32 protein-coding genes are annotated in these 23,767 nt (G+C 65.3%); 19 read left to right on the top strand and 13 right to left on the bottom strand.

Annotated elements, in window-relative coordinates:
• Nucleotides 1-9 precede the first annotated feature (9 nt).
• Nucleotides 10-1,158 (bottom strand): site-2 protease family protein, encoded by a 1,149-nt coding sequence (locus tag P2T57_RS00985; protein WP_276300609.1) that lies wholly within the window; start codon nucleotides 1,156-1,158, stop codon nucleotides 10-12.
• A gap of 176 nt (nucleotides 1,159-1,334) precedes the next feature.
• On the opposite strand from P2T57_RS00985, the gene P2T57_RS00980 reads away from it, so the two are divergent.
• The 4 genes from P2T57_RS00980 (at nucleotide 1,335) to P2T57_RS00965 (ending at nucleotide 3,690) form a co-directional block, all read left to right on the top strand.
• The gene (locus P2T57_RS00980) at nucleotides 1,335-1,544 is read left to right on the top strand and encodes a DUF2065 domain-containing protein (protein ID WP_276300608.1); all 210 of its coding nucleotides are present in this window, start codon (nucleotides 1,335-1,337) and stop codon (nucleotides 1,542-1,544) included.
• Between the two features lie 187 nt (nucleotides 1,545-1,731).
• A complete protein-coding gene (locus P2T57_RS00975; protein ID WP_276300607.1) occupies nucleotides 1,732-2,013 on the top strand; it encodes a hypothetical protein in 282 nt (93 codons plus the stop codon).
• A gap of 47 nt (nucleotides 2,014-2,060) precedes the next feature.
• Entirely contained in the window at nucleotides 2,061-2,786 is a 726-nt protein-coding gene (locus P2T57_RS00970; protein ID WP_276300606.1) for an alanyl-tRNA editing protein, read from the top strand.
• 193 nt (nucleotides 2,787-2,979) lie between these two features.
• Nucleotides 2,980-3,690 carry an HD domain-containing protein gene (locus tag P2T57_RS00965; protein WP_276300605.1) on the top strand — a complete coding sequence of 237 codons (711 nt, stop codon included), beginning with the start codon at nucleotides 2,980-2,982 and terminating at the stop codon, nucleotides 3,688-3,690.
• 97 nt (nucleotides 3,691-3,787) lie between these two features.
• Here the strand turns inward: P2T57_RS00965 and P2T57_RS00960 are convergent, their stop codons facing one another.
• Together P2T57_RS00960 and P2T57_RS00955 are read right to left on the bottom strand one after the other, a co-directional pair.
• The gene (locus P2T57_RS00960; protein WP_276300604.1) at nucleotides 3,788-4,465 is read right to left on the bottom strand and encodes a LysE family translocator; all 678 of its coding nucleotides are present in this window, start codon (nucleotides 4,463-4,465) and stop codon (nucleotides 3,788-3,790) included.
• A gap of 54 nt (nucleotides 4,466-4,519) precedes the next feature.
• A complete protein-coding gene (locus P2T57_RS00955) occupies nucleotides 4,520-5,245 on the bottom strand; it encodes a metal-dependent transcriptional regulator (RefSeq protein WP_276300603.1) in 726 nt (241 codons plus the stop codon).
• A 200-nt stretch (nucleotides 5,246-5,445) separates the two neighbouring features.
• Here P2T57_RS00955 and P2T57_RS00950 point away from each other — a divergent pair, with 200 nt between their 5' ends.
• Nucleotides 5,446-5,616, top strand: a complete 171-nt coding sequence (locus tag P2T57_RS00950) for a hypothetical protein (RefSeq protein WP_276300602.1) — start codon at nucleotides 5,446-5,448, stop codon at nucleotides 5,614-5,616.
• A gap of 158 nt (nucleotides 5,617-5,774) precedes the next feature.
• Entirely contained in the window at nucleotides 5,775-5,900 is a 126-nt protein-coding gene (locus tag P2T57_RS00945) for a hypothetical protein (RefSeq protein WP_276300601.1), read from the top strand.
• Here P2T57_RS00945 and P2T57_RS00940 read toward each other — a convergent pair.
• Nucleotides 5,897-7,090 (bottom strand): threonine synthase, encoded by a 1,194-nt coding sequence (locus P2T57_RS00940; RefSeq protein WP_276300600.1) that lies wholly within the window; start codon nucleotides 7,088-7,090, stop codon nucleotides 5,897-5,899. The genes P2T57_RS00945 and P2T57_RS00940 overlap by 4 nt on opposite strands.
• A 122-nt stretch (nucleotides 7,091-7,212) precedes the next feature.
• Between P2T57_RS00940 and P2T57_RS00935 the strand changes: the two genes are divergently transcribed.
• Nucleotides 7,213-7,344, top strand: coding sequence for a hypothetical protein (locus P2T57_RS00935; RefSeq protein ID WP_276300599.1), 132 nt, complete (start codon nucleotides 7,213-7,215; stop codon nucleotides 7,342-7,344).
• A gap of 139 nt (nucleotides 7,345-7,483) precedes the next feature.
• Entirely contained in the window at nucleotides 7,484-7,915 is a 432-nt protein-coding gene (locus tag P2T57_RS00930; RefSeq protein ID WP_276300598.1) for a universal stress protein, read from the top strand.
• A gap of 343 nt (nucleotides 7,916-8,258) precedes the next feature.
• Here P2T57_RS00930 and P2T57_RS00925 read toward each other — a convergent pair whose 3' ends face one another.
• On the bottom strand, nucleotides 8,259-9,461 hold the full coding sequence (locus P2T57_RS00925; protein WP_276300597.1) for an inorganic phosphate transporter: 1,203 nt from the start codon (nucleotides 9,459-9,461) through the stop codon (nucleotides 8,259-8,261).
• A gap of 115 nt (nucleotides 9,462-9,576) precedes the next feature.
• Nucleotides 9,577-9,705: a hypothetical protein gene (locus tag P2T57_RS00920; protein WP_276300596.1), complete on the bottom strand. Its 129-nt coding sequence runs from the start codon at nucleotides 9,703-9,705 to the stop codon at nucleotides 9,577-9,579.
• Nucleotides 9,706-9,864: 159 nt separating this feature from the next.
• Here P2T57_RS00920 and P2T57_RS00915 point away from each other — a divergent pair, with 159 nt between their 5' ends.
• Complete coding sequence (locus tag P2T57_RS00915; RefSeq protein ID WP_276300595.1) at nucleotides 9,865-11,148, top strand: MFS transporter; 1,284 nt, start codon at nucleotides 9,865-9,867, stop codon at nucleotides 11,146-11,148.
• On the opposite strand, the gene P2T57_RS00910 is transcribed toward P2T57_RS00915, so the two are convergent.
• The gene (locus P2T57_RS00910) at nucleotides 11,149-11,925 is read right to left on the bottom strand and encodes an enoyl-CoA hydratase/isomerase family protein (RefSeq protein WP_276300594.1); all 777 of its coding nucleotides are present in this window, start codon (nucleotides 11,923-11,925) and stop codon (nucleotides 11,149-11,151) included.
• Between the two features lie 255 nt (nucleotides 11,926-12,180).
• On the opposite strand from P2T57_RS00910, the gene P2T57_RS00905 reads away from it, so the two are divergent.
• Both P2T57_RS00905 and P2T57_RS00900 read left to right on the top strand, forming a co-directional pair.
• Nucleotides 12,181-12,681, top strand: coding sequence for a DUF5797 family protein (locus tag P2T57_RS00905; RefSeq protein WP_276300593.1), 501 nt, complete (start codon nucleotides 12,181-12,183; stop codon nucleotides 12,679-12,681).
• Nucleotides 12,682-12,726: 45 nt separating this feature from the next.
• On the top strand, nucleotides 12,727-13,074 hold the full coding sequence (locus P2T57_RS00900; protein WP_276300592.1) for a hypothetical protein: 348 nt from the start codon (nucleotides 12,727-12,729) through the stop codon (nucleotides 13,072-13,074).
• A 1-nt stretch (nucleotide 13,075) separates the two neighbouring features.
• Here the strand turns inward: P2T57_RS00900 and P2T57_RS00895 are convergent, their stop codons facing one another.
• Nucleotides 13,076-14,146, bottom strand: coding sequence for a DUF5787 family protein (locus P2T57_RS00895; RefSeq protein WP_276300591.1), 1,071 nt, complete (start codon nucleotides 14,144-14,146; stop codon nucleotides 13,076-13,078).
• Nucleotides 14,147-14,280: 134 nt separating this feature from the next.
• Nucleotides 14,281-14,718, bottom strand: a complete 438-nt coding sequence (locus P2T57_RS00890; RefSeq protein WP_135825632.1) for a bis(5'-nucleosyl)-tetraphosphatase — start codon at nucleotides 14,716-14,718, stop codon at nucleotides 14,281-14,283.
• Between the two features lie 161 nt (nucleotides 14,719-14,879).
• On the opposite strand from P2T57_RS00890, the gene P2T57_RS00885 reads away from it, so the two are divergent.
• A complete protein-coding gene (locus P2T57_RS00885) occupies nucleotides 14,880-15,206 on the top strand; it encodes an uS10/mL48 family ribosomal protein (RefSeq protein WP_276300590.1) in 327 nt (108 codons plus the stop codon).
• A 279-nt stretch (nucleotides 15,207-15,485) separates the two neighbouring features.
• Here the strand turns inward: P2T57_RS00885 and P2T57_RS00880 are convergent, their stop codons facing one another.
• Complete coding sequence (locus tag P2T57_RS00880) at nucleotides 15,486-15,752, bottom strand: DUF7513 family protein (RefSeq protein ID WP_276300589.1); 267 nt, start codon at nucleotides 15,750-15,752, stop codon at nucleotides 15,486-15,488.
• Nucleotides 15,749-17,320, bottom strand: a complete 1,572-nt coding sequence (locus P2T57_RS00875; RefSeq protein ID WP_276300588.1) for a Na+/H+ antiporter NhaC family protein — start codon at nucleotides 17,318-17,320, stop codon at nucleotides 15,749-15,751. Before P2T57_RS00875 ends, P2T57_RS00880 begins: the two co-directional genes overlap by 4 nt.
• Nucleotides 17,321-17,425: 105 nt before the next feature.
• On the opposite strand from P2T57_RS00875, the gene P2T57_RS00870 reads away from it, so the two are divergent.
• From P2T57_RS00870 to P2T57_RS00845, 6 genes are all read left to right on the top strand, one after another.
• On the top strand, nucleotides 17,426-18,718 hold the full coding sequence (locus P2T57_RS00870) for an amidohydrolase (RefSeq protein ID WP_276300587.1): 1,293 nt from the start codon (nucleotides 17,426-17,428) through the stop codon (nucleotides 18,716-18,718).
• 58 nt (nucleotides 18,719-18,776) lie between these two features.
• Complete coding sequence (locus P2T57_RS00865) at nucleotides 18,777-19,367, top strand: plastocyanin/azurin family copper-binding protein (RefSeq protein WP_337250809.1); 591 nt, start codon at nucleotides 18,777-18,779, stop codon at nucleotides 19,365-19,367.
• A gap of 109 nt (nucleotides 19,368-19,476) precedes the next feature.
• Nucleotides 19,477-19,773, top strand: coding sequence for a DdfA family disk-determining factor (locus tag P2T57_RS00860; protein WP_276300586.1), 297 nt, complete (start codon nucleotides 19,477-19,479; stop codon nucleotides 19,771-19,773).
• A 54-nt stretch (nucleotides 19,774-19,827) separates the two neighbouring features.
• Complete coding sequence (locus P2T57_RS00855; protein WP_276300585.1) at nucleotides 19,828-20,118, top strand: DUF5789 family protein; 291 nt, start codon at nucleotides 19,828-19,830, stop codon at nucleotides 20,116-20,118.
• A 94-nt stretch (nucleotides 20,119-20,212) separates the two neighbouring features.
• Nucleotides 20,213-20,800: a CPBP family intramembrane glutamic endopeptidase gene (locus P2T57_RS00850; protein ID WP_420028549.1), complete on the top strand. Its 588-nt coding sequence runs from the start codon at nucleotides 20,213-20,215 to the stop codon at nucleotides 20,798-20,800.
• Between the two features lie 150 nt (nucleotides 20,801-20,950).
• Complete coding sequence (locus P2T57_RS00845; protein WP_276300583.1) at nucleotides 20,951-21,400, top strand: DUF302 domain-containing protein; 450 nt, start codon at nucleotides 20,951-20,953, stop codon at nucleotides 21,398-21,400.
• Here the strand turns inward: P2T57_RS00845 and P2T57_RS00840 are convergent, their stop codons facing one another.
• Nucleotides 21,401-21,622 (bottom strand): hypothetical protein, encoded by a 222-nt coding sequence (locus P2T57_RS00840; protein WP_276300582.1) that lies wholly within the window; start codon nucleotides 21,620-21,622, stop codon nucleotides 21,401-21,403.
• A 152-nt stretch (nucleotides 21,623-21,774) separates the two neighbouring features.
• Between P2T57_RS00840 and P2T57_RS00835 the strand changes: the two genes are divergently transcribed.
• Nucleotides 21,775-22,425 (top strand): hypothetical protein, encoded by a 651-nt coding sequence (locus P2T57_RS00835; protein ID WP_276300581.1) that lies wholly within the window; start codon nucleotides 21,775-21,777, stop codon nucleotides 22,423-22,425.
• Nucleotides 22,426-22,434: 9 nt separating this feature from the next.
• Here the strand turns inward: P2T57_RS00835 and nreA are convergent, their stop codons facing one another.
• Nucleotides 22,435-23,694 carry a DNA repair protein NreA gene (gene nreA / locus P2T57_RS00830; protein WP_276300580.1) on the bottom strand — a complete coding sequence of 420 codons (1,260 nt, stop codon included), beginning with the start codon at nucleotides 23,692-23,694 and terminating at the stop codon, nucleotides 22,435-22,437.
• Between the last annotated feature and the right edge of the window lie 73 nt (nucleotides 23,695-23,767).

Below are 23,767 nucleotides of genomic sequence, written 5' to 3'. Positions count from 1 at the left end.
TCTCCTCAGCTACATCGCCGTCCGAGGACCCATCGGCGTCCCGGCCTCCCGCCGAACCTGAAGCACCGTCGCCAAGTCCGCGCCGGTAATCGTCCCGACGACCTCGCCGTCCGCTTCGACGAGAGCGACGTCCGCTCTCGACTCGTTCATCAGGCTGATGACCTCGAACATCGGGGTGTCGGCCGAGACGGTCGGGATGGACTCGTTCATGACCTCGCGGACGGTCTCGGCGTCCCTGCGGCGGCCTCGGCGGAGGTGGTCCAGCGAGACGACCCCGACGACCGACCCCGAGTCGTCCGTGACCGGGTAGGCCGTCCGGCGCTCCTCGAACATCCGGGTGCCAACGTCCGACAGCGGCGTGTCGGTGGAGACGGTCTGCACGTCCGCGGTCATCACGTCCTCTGCGGTCACGCCGTCAAGGAGCGTCTCCAGTGCGACCAGTCGGGATTCGCCGTTGGCGGCCGCGAAGACGAACAGCGCCAGCAGGAACAGCATCGGACTGAACGAGAGGACTCCGAGGATGGCGAACCCGATGGCGAACAGCGACCCGACGCGCGCCGCGGTCCGGGTGGCCTCGGCGTACGGTCGGTTCCGGGCCAGAAGCGCCCGGAGGACCCGGCCGCCGTCCATCGGAAACGCCGGAAGGAGGTTGAACACGGTGAGGACGACGTTCGTGACGACTAGCCACCCGACGACGAACACCAGCGCCGGGGCGGATGCGGGAACCACTGAGACGAGGCCGTAACAGACGACGGCGACGGCCACGCTCGCGGCCGGTCCGGCGAGGGCAATCGTGAGTTCGCGTTTCCACTCGCGGGGCATCGTCTTCAGGTTGGCGAGACCACCCAACAGCCAGAGGGTGATGGACTCGACTTCGATGTCGTACCGCCGGGCGGCCCACGCGTGGCCGAGTTCGTGGAGCGCGACGCTGACGAACAGGCCGACCGCCGCGGAGATGCCGATGAGCCACGGCGTCGTCCCGGCTTGGAGGGTCCCGGCGTCGAGCGCGACGATGGGGAACCCGTTGATGATGTCAGTGTAGAGGTCGATTTGCTCGCCGCTCCCGATGAGCCACGCCAGCACTGGGAGGACGACCAACAGCGAGACGTTGATTTGGATGGGGATGCCCCAAACCGAGGTGATTCTGTAGTTTCTCACGTCGAAACCGTAGGATGGAACACGATAAGGCTTTTCGGCGGTCGGGGCGACGGTCGTCTTCGGCCGGGAAATAATTTCGATTCTTACAGACAGGGATATGTGTCTTTAGAGTGCCCATTCGATTGCCGTCTCCACAGTAACCTATTTAGTGATACACGTTGACTAGTGACACTCCGATGCGCGTCCCCGTGAAACTCACCATCGGCCTCCTGTTGCTGGCGTGGGGGTTCGCGGACTACCTGTTCCCCCAGACCGTCCTCGAAGTTCAGTCGGACCTCCTGAACGTCCCGCCCGAACCCGAGGAGGCCCTCGCCGACCACAAGCGCCGGGTGGGTCTCGTCTGCATCCTCGCCGGCGTGCTGGCGGTCATCGTCGCGTTTGGCTGACGTTGGGGGCCGATTACCGGCGTTTCAGGCGCTGTTTACCGCGCCGGGATTTATTTACAATAAATAGATACCAGAATCTAAAACCTTATCAGGCGACACATAACAAAACACGAACGTACCGTCTCTCCCCTCGCATGGTCCCCACTCGCGCGTATCGATTCGACGAACGCTCGCAAGCCCGAGAGAGATGGAACTGACGTGGATAGTGGCGTCTTCGCTTCTGTGCGCCGGGTTCGGCTACGTCTTCGTCCGGCGAGCCAAGCAGTTCCGGGTCGTCTGCTGGACGCTGTTGGGCGCGTCGCTGTTCGCGCTGGCGACCCGAGACCTGTTCCGGTCCCGCCAGCAAGGCCGACCCTCGCCGACTCCTCGAGAAGCGCCGAGTCGAGCGCCGGACCGAGGCGACGACGAGCGCCAGCGCGTTGCCCTCCTGAAGCGACTCCGGCGACGGCTGGGTAGTTGGCTCGGATAAGTTCCGCCAACCCACAGATTAAGCGCCTCGCCCACTTTTTGCCGAGTATGACCGAGCAACGCTACCTTCCCGACGAGGACGACGTGACCGAGTTCGAGGCCACCGTGGCCGAAGTCGGCGACGACTACGTGGTCCTCGACGGGACGTACTTCTACCCCGAGGGTGGCGGCCAACCTGCCGACCGCGGCGAACTGTCGTGGGACGGCGGGAGCGCGGCCGTCACGAAGGTACGGAAGAACCACGGCGACGTGCGCCACTACGTCGAGGAGGTATCGGGCGACCTGCCGGACCCCGGCCAGACTGTCCGGGGCGACATCGACGCCGAGCGCCGCGAGGCCCATCGCCGGATGCACACCGCCCAGCACGTCGTCTCGCGCGTCGTCTTGGACGAGTACGGTGCCGAAACCGCCGGGAACCAGATTCACGCCGACCGGTCGCGCATCGACTTCGAACCGGCCGACTTCTCCGAAGACGACGTGGCGAAAATCGAGCGCCTGTCGAACGAGGCAATCGAGCGTGACCTCGCCGTGACAAAGGCAGAACGCCCCAGAGAGGAGGTCGAGGACCAGACCGACGAGGGCCGCGCCCTGTTGAACCTCATCCCCGACCACGTGGACCCCCTTCGCGTGGTCGAGGTCGAGGACTTCGATTACTGCCCCTGCGGGGGCACCCACGTCGATAGCCTCGGTGCGGTCGGGCGAATCGAAATCATCGACCGGACATCGAAAGGCGAGGAGACCGAGCGAATCGAGTTCGTGCTGTCGGAGTCGTAGCCCGCGAGACGCAAACTGTCCGATTCCGTATTCCGCCGGGCTGGGCAGATTCCGAATCGAGCGACGTTCGCGCCGGACGAACGCGGGGAAACTGGCGAACAGTGCTGAGTGTCTTCGTCGTAAGTCTAAAGAGTCAATCATACGTTTATACGAGTAAGAATGAGTACGGACATCTGCGAATCGAGGTGGTTCTGTGGGAGTCGAAATTAAGGAGTCGCCCATCTCTGAAGCGGAATTCGAGGAGATGAAGGACTTCGTTTACGAGTACCTCGTCGCCAGCGTCGAGAACGAGGACGGCGGCGGTCGGATGCGGTGGTACCCGTGGCACTCCGCCGAATACCGGTTCAACCACATCCTCAACGTGGTGGACCTCGCGGGCACCATCGCCGAGAGGGAGGGCGCGAACGTGGACGTGGCGCGAGTCGCCGCGCTGTTCCACGACATCGCCAAGTTGGACGCCGACCAAGAGGTCCACGCCGAGGAGGGCGCGCGAATCGCCCGGAAGTACCTCGAAACCCACGGCGAGTTCCCCGAGTCGTTCATCGAGGAGGTCTGCAAAGCGGTCGAGAACCACTCCTATCAGGGTGATTTGACCGACCTGCCCAAGGAGACCCAGTGTCTCATCGAGGCCGACCTACTGGACAAGGTGGGTGCGAACGGTACCGCCCTGATGCTGTTGCGGATGGGCTACGAGGCCCGGACCCACATGGACGCCGCCGAGATGGTCGATAGGGTGATGGAACGGGGCAAGGACGCCGCCAGTCGAGTCCAGAGCGAGACCGCCGAGGGAATCGCCCACAAGCGACTCAAGCGCGTCAAGTGGTTCCGCGAGTGGTTGGAGGGTGAGGTCCCCGAGATGGACCGCGAATCGTCGCCCGACCGCCGGACACAACGACGGCCATAGCGACGGGCCGAAACCCCGAACGAGTTGGCCGACGACCCGTTTTTGCCGAAAGTAGCGTCCGGAGCCGTGAATTTCGAGGACGCGCCGTGGAACTCGCCTACGCCAAAATCCCGGTCGCCTTCGAGAGGAAGGACAGTCCCGCCAGCGCCAGCACCACGGCACTCAGATAGGCCACGAGTGGCGCGAAGGCGTCCACCCGCCGACCGACCGTCACCAGCGCGGCCGGGAACCCGGTAATCCACACCGCGATGCCGCCGAAGAATCCGACCACGATAATCGGGCTTCCGGTCGAGACGGCGACATCGCCGAGCGCACCGATTGTGTACGTGCCGGGGTCGAGCAGGCCGACGCCCGCGGTCAGCCACCAGAGAATCTGGTAGGGGTTGGTCAGCGCCAGCACGAACGCCTTCCGGAAGCCCTTGCTGTCCGCATCCCCGGCTACGTCGCCTGCGCCGTCCGTCGCGGCATCACCCCCGAACGCGGCGTTGGCGTCGGTGGCCGTGCCGTAGGCGAAGTAGAGCATCAGCAGGCCGCCGAAACCGAACAGCGCCTGCTGGACGACCGGCACGTCCCGGACCACAGTGACGACACCCAACAGCGCGAGGACGAAGAAGCAGGCGTCGGCCGACAGCGCGCCGAGTCCGGCCCGGAATCCCGACCCCCATCCGCGGAGGACGCTCTCCTCGGCGATGATGGCGTTCATCGGACCGGGCGGGGCCGCCAGCGAGAGGCCGAGCGCGACCCCGGCCAGCGCCGAAACCACGAAATCGAGCATCGGTCCGAACTACCGAGTTGGGCCGAGAAAAAACTGTCTCTCCGACAGGACGAGTCAGGCCTCTATCTCCTCGCCGTTCTCGTCGTCGTCGCCGCTCTCGGAATCGGCGGTCGAATCGGCGGGCCGGACCCGGATGGACCGGGCGACGTTCTCGGGGAGGCTCTGCTCTCGCTCGCCGTTCCCGGCGAACCGGACCGTCACCATCCCGAAAGGGGCCACGTCCACGACTTCGAGGTTAGTTCCGGGCGCGATGCCCGCGTCGGCGAGGTAGCGCAGTTCCTCCTCGTCGCGGTCGCTGACCCGCGAGACGACCAGCGAGGCCCCGGCCTCGTGGTCCGAGAGGGGCGTGGTGGCGTCGTCCTCGGGCGGCGTGAGGTCGGCGCTCGGGATGGGGTCGCCGTGGGGGTCCACCTCGGGGTCGTCCAGCACCTCGGCGACCCGGCGCTCGAACTCCTCGCTGATGTGGTGTTCGAGGGTGTCGGCCTCGTCGTGGACCTCGCTCCACGAGTAGTCGAGATGCTCGGTCAGGTAGGATTCGAGGAGGCGATGGTGGCGAAGCACTTCGAGGGCCACCGTCTCGCCCTCCTCGGTGAGTTCCACCCCCTTGTACTTCTCGCGCTCGACGAGGCCCCGGTCTTCGAGTTTCTCGACCATGCTGGTCACGGTCGGTGAGGTCACGTCGAGGTACTCGGCGATGGCCGAGGTAGCGACCGGCCCGCCGTCCTCTTGTTGGAGGGCGTAAATCGACTTGAGGTAGTCCTCCATCACGTCGCTCAACATTCGATGTCGGATTTAGCTCCGTCTAAGACTTATATTTGTCTCCCCGACGTTACCCGGTGAGTACCGGACTACAGGCACCCCGAACCGGACTCGGGGCGAAATTATCGAGACGCTACCGGCGGGTTAGCAGGTGAAAGCGTCGGGACGACGGGCCGATTAGACGGCGTATAACTAACCGTCGCGGGGCCGACTTCTGGGGCATGTCGCAAGCAGAGATGCGTATCGGGTGTCCGAACTGCGACGACAGGTCAGTCGAGGTCGTCACCGACGGCGGCGAACCCGACCCCCAGTTTCGGGACGCCGACCGACTCACCGGGACGCTGGTAGACTGTGGCGGTTGCGGCGACGAGTTCGAAGTGTACTTCTACTGACCGCGACTCGACCGGTTCGGCCCGCTCCCGGTTCCGTTTTTTCCCGCTCTGGTCCGGCTTACTCGCCGATAGCGACCACGTATCTCCGCGTAGACAGCCTGTACCCGGCCCGTAGACGGCGTATAGTAATAGCCGACTCTCGCGTAGCGACGGACACGATGTCAGAGTCCGAGACGAGCGAGCGCATCACCGCTCACTTCCACGACGGGAGCCTCGAACTGCGGTCGAAGGAATCGCCGGACGCGTGGCTCATCGCCGAGGACCCGGTGAGCGTCGAGCGTTAAATTCCCTTGCTCATCAGGTGACTGCGGAGAACGTCGTCGTCCTTGTTTCCTGCCCCGGTGTTGAGGAGGACGATGGTGTCGTCCTCATCGAACTCGCCTCTGCGGGCGAGTTCCCACGCGCCGGAGGCGGCCGCCGCGCAGGTTGCGCCCATCTCTAAGCCCTCGTGTTGGGCGACCGTGATGGCGCTGTCGAGGATGTCCTCGTCGCTGGTTGCGACTGCGCCGCCGTCGCTCTCGCGCAGGGCGTCGAGGATGAGGGGACTCGCGCCGGGATTTGGAATCTCGATGCCGCCGCAGATGGTGTCGGGGGTCTCCCAGACCTCGTGAACGTCCTTGTCCTCCTCGAAAGCCTCCACGACGGGGGCGCATCCGGACGACTGGGCCGCGTACATCGAGGGAATCTCGTCAATGAGGCCCAAATCCCGGAGTTCCTTCGCGCCCTTGTGCATCCCGACGAGGCCGACGCCGCCGCCGGTCGGGTAGACCACCGCGTCGGGGACCTCCCAGTCGTTCTGTTCCACGATTTCGTAGAGCATCGTCTTCTTGCCCTCGTGGCGGTAGGGGGTGACGAACGTCTTGACCGAGTACCAGTCGTCGTTCTCGGCCATCGCGTCGGCGTAGGCCTCTCCGGCGTCACCGATTCTGCCTTCCACGACTTTCATGTCGCCGCCGTGGACGTTGACCATCGCCTTGTTGGTGAACCCGGCCCGAGAGGGCAGGAAGACGTGCGAATCGAGGCCAGCGCGGGCGGCGTAGGCCGAGGCGGACTGCCCGGCGTTGCCCGCCGAGTTCAGCGCCACGTCGGTCGCGCCGTGTTGGACCGCCGCGGTGATGGCCGCGGTCTGGCCGCGGTCCTTGAACGTGCCCGTGGGGTTGCGCCCCTCGTCCTTGAACAGGACGCGCCCGACGCCCAACTCGTCGGCGAGGTTCGGGCACTCCACGAGTTGGGTCGCGCCCTCGTCCATCGAGACGGCCGCGGTCCGGGGGAAGGGCAGTAGCTCCTCGTAGCGCCACATCGACTCGAAGCGCCGCGATTCGAGGTCCTCGCGCGACAGGTCGATTTCGTCGTAGTCGTACTCGGGGTCCAGAATGCCGTCACAGTCGGGACACCGGTGGGTGGTCTCCTCGGCGTCGAACGTCTCGCCGCAATCGACACACGTCAGGCCGACGAAGGCGTCGGTCGTTTCCATGCGCGCAGGTTCGGAGTCGAGGGACTAATCCTTGCCCCTTCGACTGCGCTCGGCGCGTGCTTCCCTCGCTGGCCCGGCGCGTCGGAGGTAGCTTTTTGCCCGCCCCCGCGACACCGACTCCCGTGACCGAACCCGCATCGCCCACCCCTGCCGATGTGTTCGGAGGCGTGGCCGACGAGACCATCCTCCGGACGCTGGCCGAAGCACCCTACGACGAGTACCGGGGGACGCTGACATTCATACGTAATTCTTAACAACTGAATTTCGATTTGTAAGCAATCGTCTCTATTGCCCTTCTCGGTTCGTTCGCCCCCGTCGTCACGCCCGACGGAGGCCGAACGTTCGATTCCGCCGTCGCCGAACTACTTGTACCCGCCCGCCGAAACTACTGTCATGGAACCCTCGCACGTCCTCGTTCCCCTCGACGGGTCGCCGCTGGCCGACGACGCGCTTGTCTTCGCGCTCGACACCTTCGACTGCGAGATTACGGTCCTGAACGTCGTCACGCCGCTGGACGATTCGATGAGCGAGGGCGGCCTCCTCGAACCCGACGAGGAGCGCCGGGCCGAGGCCCGCTCTCGCGCGGAGACCATCATCGACCGCGCCAAGCGCCGCGCCGCCGAGGCCGACCGAAGCGTCGAAACCGCCATCGAGACCGGCGACCCGGCCGAGACCATCGCGGAGTTCACCGAGGACCACGCCGCGGACCACATCGTCATGGGCGGCCACGGCGGCGAACGCGGCGAGATTGCGCGTCGGCTTCTGGGGACGGTTGCGACGAAAGTCGTCGGCGAGGCTCCCGTCTCGGTGACTGTCGTACGTTGAATTAGATTTTCTTTATGCTTACTTCCTGAAGTCAAGTTCCGGACGAATACAGACGACGTGGTGGTGAACGTCTCTTGAAGCCCCCGCCCCGTCGCGGTCACTCCGCAGGATATTTCTGCGCTCTCAGCACCGCCCGCGCAGAAATAGTTACCTGCGGAGACGACCACGGGCCTCCGGCCCGCGACGGGGCGGCCCCTTCACCCCACCCATGGCGGTTGGCCGGTCGGGCATTCGCTGGCGGTTAATGTACCGAGCGTTCGCTGGCAGTCCGTTCGGCCGAGCGCGCCGCCAGTTCCTTGACCAACCATCGCACCTCTGAAAACCGCTTCTCTCGACCGTCTCGTCAGGCCAGAACCTGCGCGAAGGCCCAGTAGAGACCGTATCCCACCGCGACCGACGAGACCAGCGTGATGACCCAGAACGCGAGCGTCACCCCGATTTTCCGGCGCGAGACGCCCGCTGAACCTCCGGCGAGGCCGCCGCCGATGACCCCCGAGATGATGATGTTGTTGAACGAGATGGGAATCCCGAGCGCGATGGCGGCCTGCGCGATGACGAATCCCGGCACCAGCGCGGCGATGGAGCGCCGAATCCCGAGTTGAGCGTACTCCCGCGAGGTCGCCTGCAAGAGCCGAGGAGCACCCATCCACGCCCCGGCCAGAATCCCGGTCGCGCCGATGGCCAGCAGGACGATGCCCGGCAGGCCGAGTTCCGCCCGGTAGAGGTTCTCCAGCGGTCCCGTGGCCAGACCGACCTGACTCCCGCCGCTGGAGAAGGCGACGACGCTCCCGAGCGCCACCAGAAACGTCTTGACGCCCTTATCCACCGACACCTGCGTCCGCCGCCGGATGAAGACGAAGCTCACGGCCGCAAAGAGTAGGGTCGCGGCCACCGCCGCAATCTCGACGCCAGCGAACGCCGGCGTCTCCACGAATCCCGCGAAGTAGCCAGCGAGCGACCCCTGCTCGGCCCCCGAGGGCGAGGGAATCACGCTCAACTCGACGTTGGCCACGATGGCTCCGACCAACCCGGCCAGCAGGGGAACGCTCACCGTCTCGGGGATGTCGTCGCGCCGGAGGACGGTCGCGGTCAGGTAGGCCAACCCGCCGGAGACCGGCGGCACGAGCGCCCAGAACGTGGCGATTCGCCGGTAGGTGTCGAACGCCGGAGTGCCGCCCAGCGATAGGCCGACGCCTATCATCGCCCCGGTCGTGGCGAACGCCGCCGGGACCGGATAGCCGGAGTAGACGCCGAACGCCATGAACGCCGTCGCGGTGAGCAGGCCCGCCGTCGCCGCCAGCGAGGTGATTGCCACCCCGTCGATGAGGCCCGCGCCCACCGTGTCCGAGATGCTCCCGCCCTGCGTCAGCGCGCCCAGCGCGGCCAGAATCCCGATGAGGAAGGCGGCCCGCATGGTCGAAATCGCGTTCGCTCCGATGGCGGGCGCGAAGGGCGGCGAATTGCTGTTCGCGCCGAGCGCCCACGCCGTGAACAACCCGGTGAGCGTGGCCAGCGCGACCAGCGCCCAGAAGACGAGACCTGCCACTATCGCCGGCGACCTCCGAGTTCGCCGTGGACACCGCTAGTCACGGTTGTACGACCCGGCCCGCTGTGGGCGAGGAGTCCTCGGACACGCTCGTCACCACCGCCGGAGACGCACGTCACCACTCGTCCGGCGGTGGCAACTCCTCGCCGCATCGCCGACAGTACTGCATCGGCGCGCGTGACGGTCGGTCGTCTGCCTCGACCGTGGCCTTTCGCCCGCAGTTCTCGCATTCTATCTTTGTCATCGGTTCCATCCCGCGGTCGTCGGCGCGCGCCGACGGTCCGACTGAGAACACGACTGATACGTCACGAGATGTGATAAATCTATCCACGCTCCGCACGACCGAAATTGTGAGCGTGAATGCCACAACCGACTTGCGGACGGCACCCGTCGTTTCCGACGAATGGCGCTGTTGGGAACCGACAGGCGCGTGTTGACCCTCGCGTTCGCTCGGATGATAGATGCGGTGGGGAACTCGTTTCTCATCGTCGTCCTGCCGCAGTTCTTGGACGACGTAATCTTGGACACGCCGGGCGGCGGCGCGGAGTTTCTGGGCATCGCGGTCGCCCAGTCGATTCTCATCGGGGTCGCGCTCTCGCTGTTCGGGTTCCTCAACAGTTTCGGCCAACCGTTCACCGGGCGACTCTCCGACCGGACCGGCAAGCGCAAGGCGTTCATCCTCGCGGGACTGGCCTTGCTGGGCGTCGCCAGCGGGGCCTACGTCTTCGCCGATAGCTACGCCGCGGTGCTGGGCCTCCGGATGTTGCAGGGGGTCGGCGCGGCGCTGGCGATTCCCGCGACGGTGGCGCTGGTCAACGAACTGGCGACCGACGCGACCCGCGGCGGCAACTTCGGCGTGTTCAACACCTTCCGACTCATCGGCTTCGGGTTCGGCCCGCTCATCGCGGGGTTTCTCATCGAGTTGGGTCCCTACGCGACTCCCGCGGGGACCGTCTCGGGGTTCACCGCGGCGTTCGGACTGGCCTTGCTGGGCGCGGCGACGAGCTTCGGCTTGGTCGCCGTCTTCGTCGAGGACCCCGAGGACACCAGAGCCAGAGCGGGCGACGAACTCGCGGTGTCGGTGAGCGACCCCGACGACGCGGGTCTCGACCCGGTGTTCACCCTCGGCGTCGCCACGCTGTTCATGGCCATCGGCATCGGCCTGTTTGCAACCTTGGAGCCACAACTTTCGACGCGACTCTCGCAGGGGTCGGTGGTGTTCGCGCTCGAATTCGCGGCGGTCGTCATCGCCAACGTCGTCTTTCAGGTCCCAATCGGGCGGGCCAGCGACACCTACGGGCGGCGGCCCTTCCTCGTCTGGGGGTTCGTCCTGCTGGTTCCGGCGCTGTTCGCGCAGGGGTTCGTGACGACGCCCGCCGGGATGATTACCGCCCGATTCGTGCAGGGCATCGCGGTGGCGATGGTGTTCGCGCCCTCGCTGGCGCTGGCCGGTGACTTGGCGAAGGAGGGCGAGTCGGGCACGAAGCTCTCGATTCTCACGATGGCGTTCGGGTTGGGGACCGCCATCGGCCCGCTGGCGTCGGGCTTTCTGGTCACGTTCGGGTTCGTCTGGCCCTTCGTCTTCGGCGGGGTACTGGCGGCGCTGGGGCTGGTGCTGGTCTACACGCAGGTCGAGGAGACCGTCTCAGGTGCCGAAGAAATCGCGGCGGTGAGTCCGCAGGACTGATTACTCGAAGTCGGGTTCGCGGTCTTCGAGGAAGGCCTCCATCCCCTCGCGCTGGTCGTGGGTGCCGAACAGACCGCTCCAGAGTCTGCGCTCGTAGCGCAGGCCGGCGTCTTGCCCGGTCTCGTGGGCCTGATTCAGGGCTTCCTTGGCGGCAGAGAGCGCATAGGTCGGCTTGGCCGCGAGGTCGGTGGCGAGTTCGGCCACGTGGTCGTCGAGTTGGTCGCCAGCGACGATTTCGCCGACCAAGCCGTGTTCGTTGGCGTCTTGGGCGTCGATGCGCTCGCCGAAGAAGATGAGTCTGCGTGCCATCTCGTCGCCGACGAGACGGGGCAGGCGCTGGGTGCCGCCCCAACCGGGGATGATGCCGAGGTCGATTTCGGTCTGGCCGAGGACCGCGCTCTCGGCGGCGACCCGGAGGTCACAGGCCAGCGCGAGTTCGCACCCGCCGCCGAAGGCGTAGCCGTTGATGGCCGCGATGACCGGCGCGGGGAAGGTCTCGATTTTGTCCGCGACTCGGTGGCCCAGTTCGGCGTAGGCCTGCGCTTCGGGCGTCGAGAGGTCCTGCATGTAGCTGATGTCCGCGCCGGCGATGAAGGCGTCGTCGCCCGCGCCGGTGAGGACCAGCGCGCCCACGTCCTCGGACTCGGCCTCGGCGAGGGCCTCCTCGATTGCTTCGAGGGTATCGACGTTGAGCGCGTTGAGTCGGTCGGGTCGGTCTACCGTCAGGGTCGCTACGTCCTCGTCGTAGTCGAGACTGATGGTCTCCCAATCGGACATACTTCACCGAACGTCCCCAGCGGGAATAATCCTTCCGAGACGGCTCCGTTCGCCGACGTTTCGAGGAGACCACGGTTGCGGTACCGTTCGGTCGCCCCGAGCCGGTATTTTCGGCTAAGGGGCAGATAGAATTGTTTAACACATAGATAGATTGCCTTAGAAAGCATATCGAATTGCTCCGCGCGGACTGGACGAACGGCCAACCCTTTCTTCCATCCGGAAAGCGGAAATATCGCCCGGCCGTAGCGCCGACCAATGACTCTCTCTGACGAGGCCCGCGAGCGCCTCGCCGACCTCGTGGAGCTACAGCCGACCAAGAACTCGGAGCTACAGGAACGGTGGGGCCTCGAAAGCGGTAGCGAGGTCCACCAGTACCTCGAAAGCGAACTCAAGGAGTACTACTATCGGGACGACAACAGCCTTATTCGGGCGAACAAGGAGGCCGCCGAGATGGTGGACGTGGAACCCGGCGTGGTGGACGACGAGGGCGAGGGCACGCCCGAGGCCATCCGAGTGCCGCGACTCCAACAACAGGTGTTCGCCGTCGTGGCCGGCCCCGACGAGGAGTCCGAGAGCGTCGTCTCGGTCCTCCAGAAACTCCGCGCCGAGTTCGACGTGGACCCGCCGGCCGAGGACGTGCGCTCGGCGCTCCAGTCGCTCCGCCGGAAGGGCGTCGTGGAAGTCGTCTACCGGACCGTGCCGACGTTCAGACTGACCGTCGAGCGCGATTCGGTCGAGGTGTCGGTCGCGGAATAGCGGACGTATCGAATACTTTTTATTTCGAGACGAGTCCGCTTTTTTATGGCAACCCAGTCGGATGTCTCGCGCGAAGGCAAACGCGGGGACATCCGGACCCTCATTCGGCGACTGCTTCCCGGCGACGAAATCACGTACTGGACTTCGGAGCGAGGCGGTCCGATAGATGCGACCGTCACGGCGGTCACGACCGAAGACGGGTACTACGAGGTCCGCATCGAAGGGCCACGAGGAGGAACGTACTCACTCGTTCCCGATACGCCGGACGGGATGGGTGACCATCCGAACCCCGAGAACTTCCACGTCTCCCCCAACCCCGAAGACGTTAAAAACGAGAAGAAAACGCGCGGAACCGTCCTCGGACTCTCGATTACCGCCGGAAGCGAGCAGTAGGTCACGAATCGCTCCCCGGTCGGTTGCGCTCGCACCGGTTCTCCAGCAACGTCCGAATTCCCTTGCCCGGTCCGCCCTCGATGGGCCACCCCTTCGTCCGCCATTGCGGTGGCTCCGGTGAGAACTCCGGGCACGACCCCGAACACTCCGAACTGGTCTGGTGGCAGTTCTTGGCCGCGCAGTAGGGCAGGAGGGTCCGGTCCTCGCGGCGCATCTGGAAGTGCCGACAGTCCGGGCGCATCGTCTCGGCGAACGACCGCCAGCCCTTCTCGTAGGCGCGTTCGGCGATTTCGAGGCGCTTGTCCGCCTTCCACTCGGGGTCGGCGTACTCGAAGCGGGCCGCCGAGGAGCCATACTCCCCATCGCTCTCCCCGCGTTCGAGGACTCTGGTTCCGGGCGCGTCGGCGTCGAGGTCTCGCGGGAACCACTCGACTGTGGCCGACCGAGAATCGCTATCGAGCGTCAGGATGCCAGCCTCGACCGGGACGCTTTCGAGCAGGGCGGGTTCGACCTCCTCGTCGGTCGCGCGGGTGGCGACCCACACCTCGTCGGCCAGCGACAGCGCCACGTCGTACTCCAGTTGGGGCCGGAGGTTCCGGGCGGCGCTGGCGTCCAAATCCGGCTTGTTCTCGATGGCGACGATGCGCTCCACCCAGTCGGGGTAGGCCCACTTGCGGCGAATCTGGATGCGGTTGTTGCGCTTTCGCACGTCGAGAATCCCGCGGTCGTCGGCGCGGTGGATGGACTCGCGGACGTAGCGCCACGGGTAGCCCGGATGCGGGAGGGCCTCGCGGTACCACTCCCAGTCGGCCGGGGCGTCCCGAACCACGTCCAGCAGGTCCGAGTCGAGGCGCTCGCGGCCGAAGTTGGCCCGGCGGCGGACGCCCTCCGGATTGACCTCCACGACGATGGTGTCCCAGCGCCTGCGTCCGGTTCCGAGTTGTCGGGCGACGATGGCGGGACAGTCCGTTTTTCCATCGGCCGAGTCGGGCGGCCACTCGCGCTCGGCCCACCGGCAGGTCCGCAACTCGAAGACGAACTCGGGGTCGGCGTCTGGGTCCGCGTCGCTCACGGTCGGCGTTGGGCGTCGGTCGGCCTAAGTGGTTCGGAATCGGGGGCCGCGCCGCTGGCGAGTCGTCGGGAGGCCGTGAAAAGCGCCGAATCGGACCGCGAGTCCCACTGCGGGCAATCGGAGTCCGCGGGCGACTACACGTCGCCGTTCTCCTCTTTCTCGTTCAGGAACTCGTGGGCGTCTTCGAGAATTTCGCGCGGGCCGTCCTGCGTGATGGTGTTGATGGCTTGGTCGTAGTCGCGCCACTGGTGGTCGCGGTGTTCGTGGCTGAGTTCCGCGCTGGCCTCGTAGGACTTGGCGATGAACAGGTGAACCGTCTTGTGGATGGTGTTCCCGTTGGCCTCGAACACGTAGTCGTAGTCGTCCCGAAAGCCGTCCAGCAGGCGGAAGTCCTGAATGCCCGCCTCTTCTTTCACTTCGCGTATGGCTGTTTGCTGTAGCTCTTCGTCCCCCTCCACGCCGCCTTTGGGGAACTCCCAGTCGCCCGGACGGGACTTGAGAAGGAGGTATTCCCGGCGACCGCGGGTATCCCGGTAGAGGATTGCGCCCGCGGACGTAGCTTCAACCGTCATTTACCGGAGTATATACGGCGGTGCGTTAAGAGAATGTCGGAGGATGGCGCGCAGACGACGGTTGGCCTCTCGCGTGGGAACGACTGGCAGAGTATCGCGCACAGAGAACAGACGTTTTACGTACCTCGATGCTGAACCAACGGGATACCCAATTCCCAGCCATGACCTTTGTAACCAGAATCCGGCTTCAGAGCGGGAATCGCCCCGCGCTGGAGACCATCGTAGACGAGATTCGCTCGAAAGCAGAACAGAAAGGCGCGGAACTCCGCGGGCCACACTCGGCACCGCCGGAGCGACTCAGCGTGCCACAGTACAAATCGACTGCCGGCGACGAGACCCGACAGTTCCGGTCGTGGGACTACACGGTCTACACCCGACAACTCGAAATCGTCGGCCACAACAAACTCGCCCGACAGGTCACCGAGTTCGACTTCCCCGAGGGCGTCCACATCGAGGTCGAGTTAGAGCAAATCGAACAGATGGCCTGAGCGTTTTCTTCGGGCCTCTCTGCATTCGGTTTTTCGCGGTCTTGCTTTCTGTGTGCTTCACCTCCGAGTTGCCGGTTTCGAGGAGAAAGCACGCAAGCAGACGCTCGCTTCAGACTTGCACAACGCCGTCTCTCGGACTGCGAATCTCACCCTCCCCGACCTCCTCGTTCGGCCCCTCCCCGCGCCAAAGAACGAACCACAATCTGCTAAGCAATATCTGCACACACCAAACAATTGTAGTTCTACGTTAGTCCGAAAAGGAAATCCGCGGCTCGGACCTCAGAACGACGACTGGCCGACCGTCTCCAGATACGTCGCGGTCCCGTGGTGGTCGTTGTCGTCGAACTCCTCGACGCGGAGTCTGACGCGAGTGTCGAGGACATCCTCGGGTGCGTCCTCGACACGAAGAATCGTGTCGCCGACGCGGGCGACGGGGGTGGCTCCGTTGTACCCCGTCACGAACGCCGAAATCTCCTCGCCCGGTTCGAAGGACGGCTTGTTCGTGCGGAACCACCAGCCAGCGAGGTACTTCTCGCGGAGGCTCATACGCGGGCCACCTCCTCGGACTCGCGGTCAGTCGTGTACTCTAGCCCGAACCCGGTCAGCGCCGAGACGATGAACACGCCGAACAGGAACCACCCGTGGAAGACGAAGGGCCAGACCTCCGCGGGGTTGACAAGCATCGCTTGCGTGAACCAGTCGAACTCGCCGACCAGCCCCTGCATCTCGGTGTAGCCCACGAGGACGCCGCCGGCCCACGGGAAGATGTAGCCCAGTGCCGAGGTGTTGGCGTCGAGAATGTTCGCGCGCCGGTAGCCGTTGACGTTGAATCGCTCGCCGATGCGGGCGACGTAGGGCGCGATGGCGATTTCCGCGGCGGTGTTGATGGTAATCATCGCGTTGACCGACGCCGTGCCCAGAACCATCGTGGTCTCGGCGCGCCGGACGCTGGTGGCGACCCGATTGAGCAGGAAGTTCTGGACCGCCTCGAAGCCGCCGCCCCGAATCATGATGCGCGCGCCGGCCACGATGAGGAGCGTCAGGACGATGAGCGGGAAGAACCCGGCCGCGCCCGAGTAGAAGGTGCCGTAGACGCCGATGTCCGGCGAGGTGGCGGGCACCGTCGTCACGACCGGCAGGAACTCCAGCGCCTGTGCGAAGTCGGAACTGGCCGGTGCGCGGAACAGTAGCATCTCCGAAATCGACGCGAGGCCGAAGACGACGTTCGCCGCGACCGCGACGACGAGGCCCCACGAAATCGCTTCCACGATGTGCCGACCGCTGATTGCGGTAGCGATGACGACGCCGATGGACGCAAGGTGGACCAGACCGAGGGCCTCGGACTGGCCGCTGAGGATGTCCGCGCTTCCGGCAACGTCCACGCCGGACATCGCCGACCCCGCGAGGAGGTAGGTCGAGAACGCCAGCACGGCCGCCACGCTGGCGTACTTGAACCGCGAGGCCACCACCCCGCCGATGTCGGCGTCCTGCGTGACGGCGCTCACGATGGTCGTGTCAGAGACCGGCGCGAGGTTGTCGCCGAACACCGCTCCCGAGAGAATCGCGCCGAACAGCAGGGTCGGGTTCGCGCCGAGTAGGACGCCCGCCGGGAAGAACAGTCCGACGAACGCGATGACGGTCCCGTATCCCGTGCCGATACCGGTGGCGAGCAGGGCCGCCAGAACGAACGTGATGGCCGGGAACAGCGTTGGGCCGACTTCGAGGGCTTGGGCGGCCCAGACCAGACCGCTGACGAACTCGCCGGCCTGTATCGTGTCGGCGAACATGCCCGCCCAGAGCCACGCCACGATTGCGGTCGCGGCGACCCGCTGGGTCATCCCCTCGAAGATGGTGTTGGCGTAGGTCTTCCAGTCGCCCTTGGCGAAGAACATCCCGACGATGAGCGAGACGAGCATCCCGGCGACGAGTCCGGTCGTGTCGCCGATTCGCATCAGTCCGCTCTGGAAGACGGCCCACCCGATGAACAGCGCGATGGGGATGGCGCTGGCGGCGGGACCGCCGTAGAATTCGATTCGGGGGCCGCTTCTGGCCTGTTCAGCGTCTGCCAATTCCTCCGCAACTGAGTCTTCTGGGTCCTCCCCAGTATCTACCATGCTTAATCATGCCTTCCGAGTGGGGGTACAAGAACCCACGCAATTCCGTAAGTCTGTCTTGCCGCCCCTCTAGCACTTAAGGTCCCCGCGCACCTCCGGACCCACATGAGCCAACAGGCCGACCGAGACCGATTGGTCGAGATTCGACGTGACCTCCACCAGCACCCAGAACCCGCGTGGCGGGAGTTCTACACGACCGCCAAAATTGTCGAGGAGCTAGAACGAATCGGCGTAGACGACCTCTACGTCGGCCGGGACGCCATCGCCGAGGACGCCCGCATGGCGGTCCCCGACGACGAGGAGCTAGCCGAGTGGTACGAACAGGCCCGCGAAGCGGGCGCAGACGAAGCAGTCCTCCAGCAACTCGAAGGCGGCTACACCGGCGCTGTCGCAGTCGTCGAGGGCGAGAACCCCGACGAGGGACCCACGATTGGGCTTCGAGTTGACATCGACGGTCTCCTCCGGGCGGAATCGACCGACGAGGACCACCACCCCGTCCAAGCGGGCTTCCGGTCGAAGCACGAGGGGGCGATGCACGCCTGCGGTCACGACGCTCACGCCACCATCGGCCTCGGCGTCCTCGAAGCGGTCAAGGACGGCGATTTCGAGGGCACCCTCAAGGTGTTCTTCCAGCCGGGCGAGGAGATGATTGCCGGCGGGAAGTCGATGGCCGAGAGCGACCACCTGCAGGACGTGGACTACCTGCTGGCGGCCCACGTCGGTCTCGACCACCCGACCGGCGAGGTCGTTGCGGGCCTTGACGGCTTCCTCGCGGTCAGTCACTTCCGCGCCGAATTTTCGGGCGAACCGGCCCACGCCGGCGGCCAACCCAACGAGGGAGAGAACGCGGTGCAGGCGATGGCGACTGCGGTCCAGAATCTCTACTCCATCGCGCGCCACGAGGACGGCGCGACCCGAGTCAACGCGGGCAAAGTCGGCGGCGGCACCGCGACCAACATCATCCCCGAGGAGGCCTTCATCGAGGGCGAGGTCCGGGGCGAGACCACCGAACTCAAAGATTACATGAAGGAGAAGGCCGAGCGCGTCCTCGAATCCGCGGCCGAGATGCACGGTTGCGAGGTCGAAATTACGACCAACGGCGAGGCCCCGAGCGCCGAGAGCGACGACGAACTCGTCTCCATCGTGGCCGACGCGGCGGGCGAGACCGGCGGCGTCGAGAGCGTGGTCGAGCGCGACGAACTCGGCGGGAGCGAGGACGCGACCTATCTGATGCGGACCGTCCAGCAGAACGGCGGCAAGGCGGCCTACGTCGGCGTCGGCACCGACCACCCCGGCGGCCACCACACCGCGACGTTCGACGTTGACGAGGACTCGCTTCCGGTCGGCATCGACGTGCTGGCCGACGCGATTCGGGACATCGCGGCCCGGCGACCCTAACAGCCGACATCCCTACGCGGGGCAACAACTTTGGTAGTCGGAGTAGAGATACCTCTGGATGGGGGGAGACAGTTCGACCGCAGTTTCTCGGCGCGGATTTCTCGGGGTGGCCGCAGGAACCGTGGCCTCGTCCTACGCCGCGGGCAAAGCCGAGGCCAGTGTGCAGGACAATCAGCGCGTCATCGACATGACCGACGGCCTCGTCTTCGACCCGGACGAGGCCACCGTCACGCCCGGAACCACCGTCGTCTGGGAGAACGTCGGGAGCGTCGGCCACTCCGTGACCGCCTACGAGGACGAGATTCCCGACGAAGCCGACTACTTCGCGTCAGGGGGATTCGACAGCGAGGAGGCCGCCCGGAGCGCCTACCCGGAGGGCGACGTTCCCGGTGGCGAGTCGTACCAGTACACCTTCGAAGTCGAAGGGACCTACGGCTACTTCTGCATCCCGCACGAGACGGCCGGGATGATTGCGGAACTCACCGTCTCGGCCGACGCGGGCGGGGAAGGCGGCGGCGACGGCGGCGGCGTCCCCGGAATCCCGGAGAGCGCGCGGGTCGTCGGCATCGTCACGATGGCCGCGATGATTTCTGTCATCGCGCTCGCCTACTTCTTCATGAAGTACGGCGGCGACTACGAGGCGGAGTAGACGGCACCAGTACTGACACTCGAACAACTTATTCAAAGCAATGCGATGAATTTTTATACACTGATACAGCAAAGTTGAGTAGCTTCGACTGTTCGGAGGAAGATGACAAATGAGTGAAAACGTGACCGAGAACCTCAACGAGACACACGGTATCACGGAGAGCGAAACCTACGACCGCGACCGGCCGCTCAGCGCCGCGGTCGTGGATGCGGTCGCGGACGCCGCCGACGTGGACCCCGCCGAAATCGGCACGCCGCTATACGACCAAATCGACCCCGACGCGCTCGACAACCTATTCAGTGACCGACACAACGGGATGCCCCGCGGGAGCGGTCACGTCGTATTCTCGCTTCTGGATTACGAAGTCACCGTCTACAGCGACGGCTACGTCGTCGTCCGCGAGTAGTTTGCTAAAGGTCTTTCCGAAAGCACTAATCCCTCGGGATTCGAATCGCGGCGTATGGCTGACGACAACGAGGAAGAAGCAGAACCCGCCGTCGAACTCGGCGAGGGCGAACCCGTCGAGGGAGCGCCGCTCGCGCGCGTCGCCGCTCGACTCTACTGGCCGATTCAAAAGAGCAAGATTCTCGAAAAGGAGGAGGGCGCGGTCATCCGGACGCCCGACGGCCCCCGAGAGTTGGCCGACGTCCTCGCGGAGGTAGACGAGACGTACTTCCAGAGCAAACGGGAGTTCACCAACGGCGTCCGGTCGGCCGTCGGCACCGGTCCGGTTCCGACCGCCGACGAGTAGCGTGTCGGCCGCTCGGTCGGTCCGCCGGGGCGTCGCCCGGCTAAGTTGGGTCCAGCGCGCGCTCGTCGCCGGGGCCGTCCTGACCGCGGTGTGGATGACGTGGGACGTGCGCGGACTCGACGAGCGACTCGTCCGAGATACAATCGTCTACATTCTCGCGCCCCTCGCGCTGGCGGTCCGACACGGCCGCCACCTCGGCTATCGCGTGGACCGGACCGCGATTCGCAACACCCTCTTGCTCTCGCTGTTCGTCGTCCCCTTCTACGTCGTCGGGTCGTCGCTTCCGACGATTCGGGCCTACTACCCGATGTGGGAGACCAGCGCCGCGCTCGGGGAGTTTCTGCCCCACGCCGCCGCCCAGTTCGTCGTCGCGCTGGCGGCCGAAACCTACTACCGGGGCCTGCTCTGCGTCGGCGTGCGCGAAATCGGGTTCAAGAGCGTGTTCATCAGCCCCGTCGTCTACGCTTTCCACCACATGTACAAGCCGCCAATCGAACTGATGCTGTCGGGACCGACCGACGTGCTGTTCGGCGCGGTGGACTACAAGAGCAACTCCATCCTGCCCTCGGTGGTGGCCCACGGCGTCGGACTGGGCGTGCTGGACTGGCTAGTGCTTCACCCGCCCTTGTTGGCCCCCGAGCGCGTGGTTCGGTGGCTGTCGTGGCTCCCGATTCCGATTTAGTCGGACGGTGTTCGCCACGAACGCAAGCAATCAAACCCTATCTAAAGAAAACAATTTCAATTCTCTTTCGTGGGTTCTGATTGCCCCGGCCGAGCGCCGAACCCGAGACGGGAACGACTTTATCACTCTGCACCGCGAAAGGAGTCTTGCATGAGTCTTGCAATCGACCCCTCGGCGCTCGACGCCGAGGACATCGGCGAGGAGCGCGCGACGCTCGAAATGGACCACGACGAAGCGGTCGAACACGTCCGCGAGGCCTTCACCGACGCCGGGTTCGGCGTCGCCACCGAGTTCTCGGCCTCCGACATGCTGAACGAGAAAATCGACGCCGGTCGGGACAACTACTACGTGTTGGGTGCGTGCAATCCCAACATGGCCGACCGGGCGCTCGACGCCAGCGACAACCGCATCGGCGCGCTGTTCCCGTGCAACGTCGTCGTCTGGGAGGAGGAACCCGGCGTCCAGACCGTCTACCACGTCAGCATCATGCGAATCGCCCGCCTCGTCGGGATGGCCCCCGACGACGACGAGTGGGAGGACATCGTGAGCGATACCGGCGAGTTCGTAGACGAGGCCTTCTCCAACCTCGACACCGCGTAGCTATCGGTCGTCGTCCAGTTCTTGGATTTCTTCGCGGAGTTGTCGGACCTCCTCGCGGAGCGACTCGATTTCGTCGCTCGCCGGGCGGTCCGACTGCGCGTTCCGATAGAGGTAGAGACCGCCGCCGACCAGCACGATTGGGATGCCGAACAGGATGACGGCGATGAGAAGGATGACCAGCAACTCCATCCCTCCCGGAAAGCCGAGGACCAACGGAACCATGCCCTGAACTGGTTCGACCAGCGAAATAAGTCTTCTCACGCCGACTCCGCGGTTGCTTCGCCCGCGGAGTCGCCTCGGAATTACGCCCGTTCTGTCGGCAAGCGACAATCGAACGTTTCCGTCGGGACGACCGATTGGAAACGGGATTCTCCGTGACAGACGATACAGACGCGACGCCGAACCGCCGAACCGTCCTCCGAGGAGCGGCCGTCGTCGGACTGCCGCTGATGGCCGACGCCGGGAGCGCCCGAACAGGCCCAGCGAGCGCCCAAGCGGACCACGAACTCGTCGTCCGCGCGGCAGAGGGCGAGACCGTCACCTACACGTTTCGGGTGAGCGGGTCGGTCGAGCGCGGCGAAACCGCCGACGACCGGGACGCCGTTCTCGGCGGCACCGCGGTCAAAGGCGAGGTCTTCGACGGCCGTGAGGACTCGTTTCGGTTCACCGGCGAACTCGTGACCCTGCGCCTCGACGGGGCCGGGACGGTCCACGTAGACGGCGAGTTAGTGAGAGACACGACGACTGACGACGCACTCCCGAACACGATAACCCTCGAAGCCGAAGACGAGCGCGTCGCCTACGAGTTCCGAGTCTCCGGGCAGGTGGCGAAGACCGAAGACGCCGGCACGCTCGGGGTCGATACTATCGAGGGCAACGTCGTCAGTGGGAAGGTCGGCGGGTCGATACAGGGAAACCCGGACCCGGTGGATAGCTATCGCTACTCGGGAGCCATCGAAGTCGAGGAGACCGACGGTCCGCTGACGGTCACGCTGGACATCGGCGGCGCTGAGACCGAGCAGTGAGACAGGTCCTCAGGAGAAGTCCGCGAGGTTGGCCTGTAGCCCCGACAACATGTGGGACTTGCGCCGGAGGCCGGCGAGCGAGACCGGTAACTGGGGCGCGATTTCCCGGACTGCGCCGTGGAAGGTCTCGGCCTCGCCGAACTCGCCTTCGAAGGCGTTGCGGACGCTCTCGCGGATTTGCCAGACGCCGACCGGTGCCCAGTAGTCGTCCGAGACCTCCCGGAGGACCAGACACTTGGCCTGTCGGCCGACCGATTCGAGGTGTTCGAGGACTGCGAGGCGAGAAGCGTAGTAGGCCCCGGCGGTCTCCTCGACGTAGCCGGTTCGGCCCTCGTAGCCCTCGTGGGCGCTCCCCATCCACGTCTCGCCGTTGGGGTCCTGATTCCAGATGCTTCCGGGGGCCTTCATCTCGACCAGTTCGTACTCCCACTGGCCGGGCGTGAGAATCACCCAGTAGCGGTTGCCCATGTACTCGTTGACCCAGACCTGCGTCTGGTCGATACTCGGCCGGTCCCGAATCTGGCCGCGGAGGAACTGGCCGATGGTGTCGTCAACCGCGGTGATGGACCACCGCGTCGGGACGAGTCGCCGATTCTGGCCTCTGCCGAGCGCACCGGCCGAGAGGATGTCGTTGATTTCGTAGACGTCGAAGCCTCTGCGGTAGAGGTAGGCCATCGCGCCTTGGGCTTGCCAGTCGTCGTCCTCCAAGGTCTTCTTGACTGGCCGCGGGACGTGAGGGTTCTCGGTGAGGTCCGCCGACGTGGCGCGGGCCGAGGGACCGGTGGGCGTCGTGATGTCGTCCACGTCCAAATCGAGGTCCAGCGAGTCCGAGAGGCCGATTTCCACGTCTACCGGTCGGTCGGCGATGGCGACCTCTCGCTGAGTGCCGACGAATCCGTCCCACGCGTCGCTGACGTTGTCCACGTCCGCCGAGTGGTTGGAGTTCAGCAGGCCGGTCCGGTACTGAAGCACGTTGTCGATGTCCAGTCCGCGCTCGTACCACTCGCTGTCGGTGGTGAACTCCGAGGCGCGGTCCTCCTCGCCCACCGGCGAGAGGATGCCCGTCGAGACGTTGGGGTAGTTCGACCGCCCGACGAACACCGAGGGCGAGGTGCTACCGACCAGCGAGTCGCCCTGCGTGACCTCCGAGAACCGGTCTTGGAAGTCCTCAACGTAGTCGAGAATCTCGTAGGACTTCTCCTCGGCGAGGCGACGCTTGCGGTCGGATTCGTCGGGGCCGAGGCCCTCGATGTACTCGTCGAGACGCATTCGTCGCTGTTTGGGACCCGAGCGATTTGAACCTTACTCGCGCGGTCCAGCAGTCGCTATCTGGTTGGGGCTT

It is taken from the genome of Halorussus lipolyticus (assembly GCF_029338375.1).
GTDB classification, from domain to species: Archaea; Halobacteriota; Halobacteria; order Halobacteriales; family Haladaptataceae; genus Halorussus; species Halorussus lipolyticus.
Note: the sequence above shows the minus strand (reverse complement) of the source record. Positions and strands in the feature narration are given on the sequence as shown.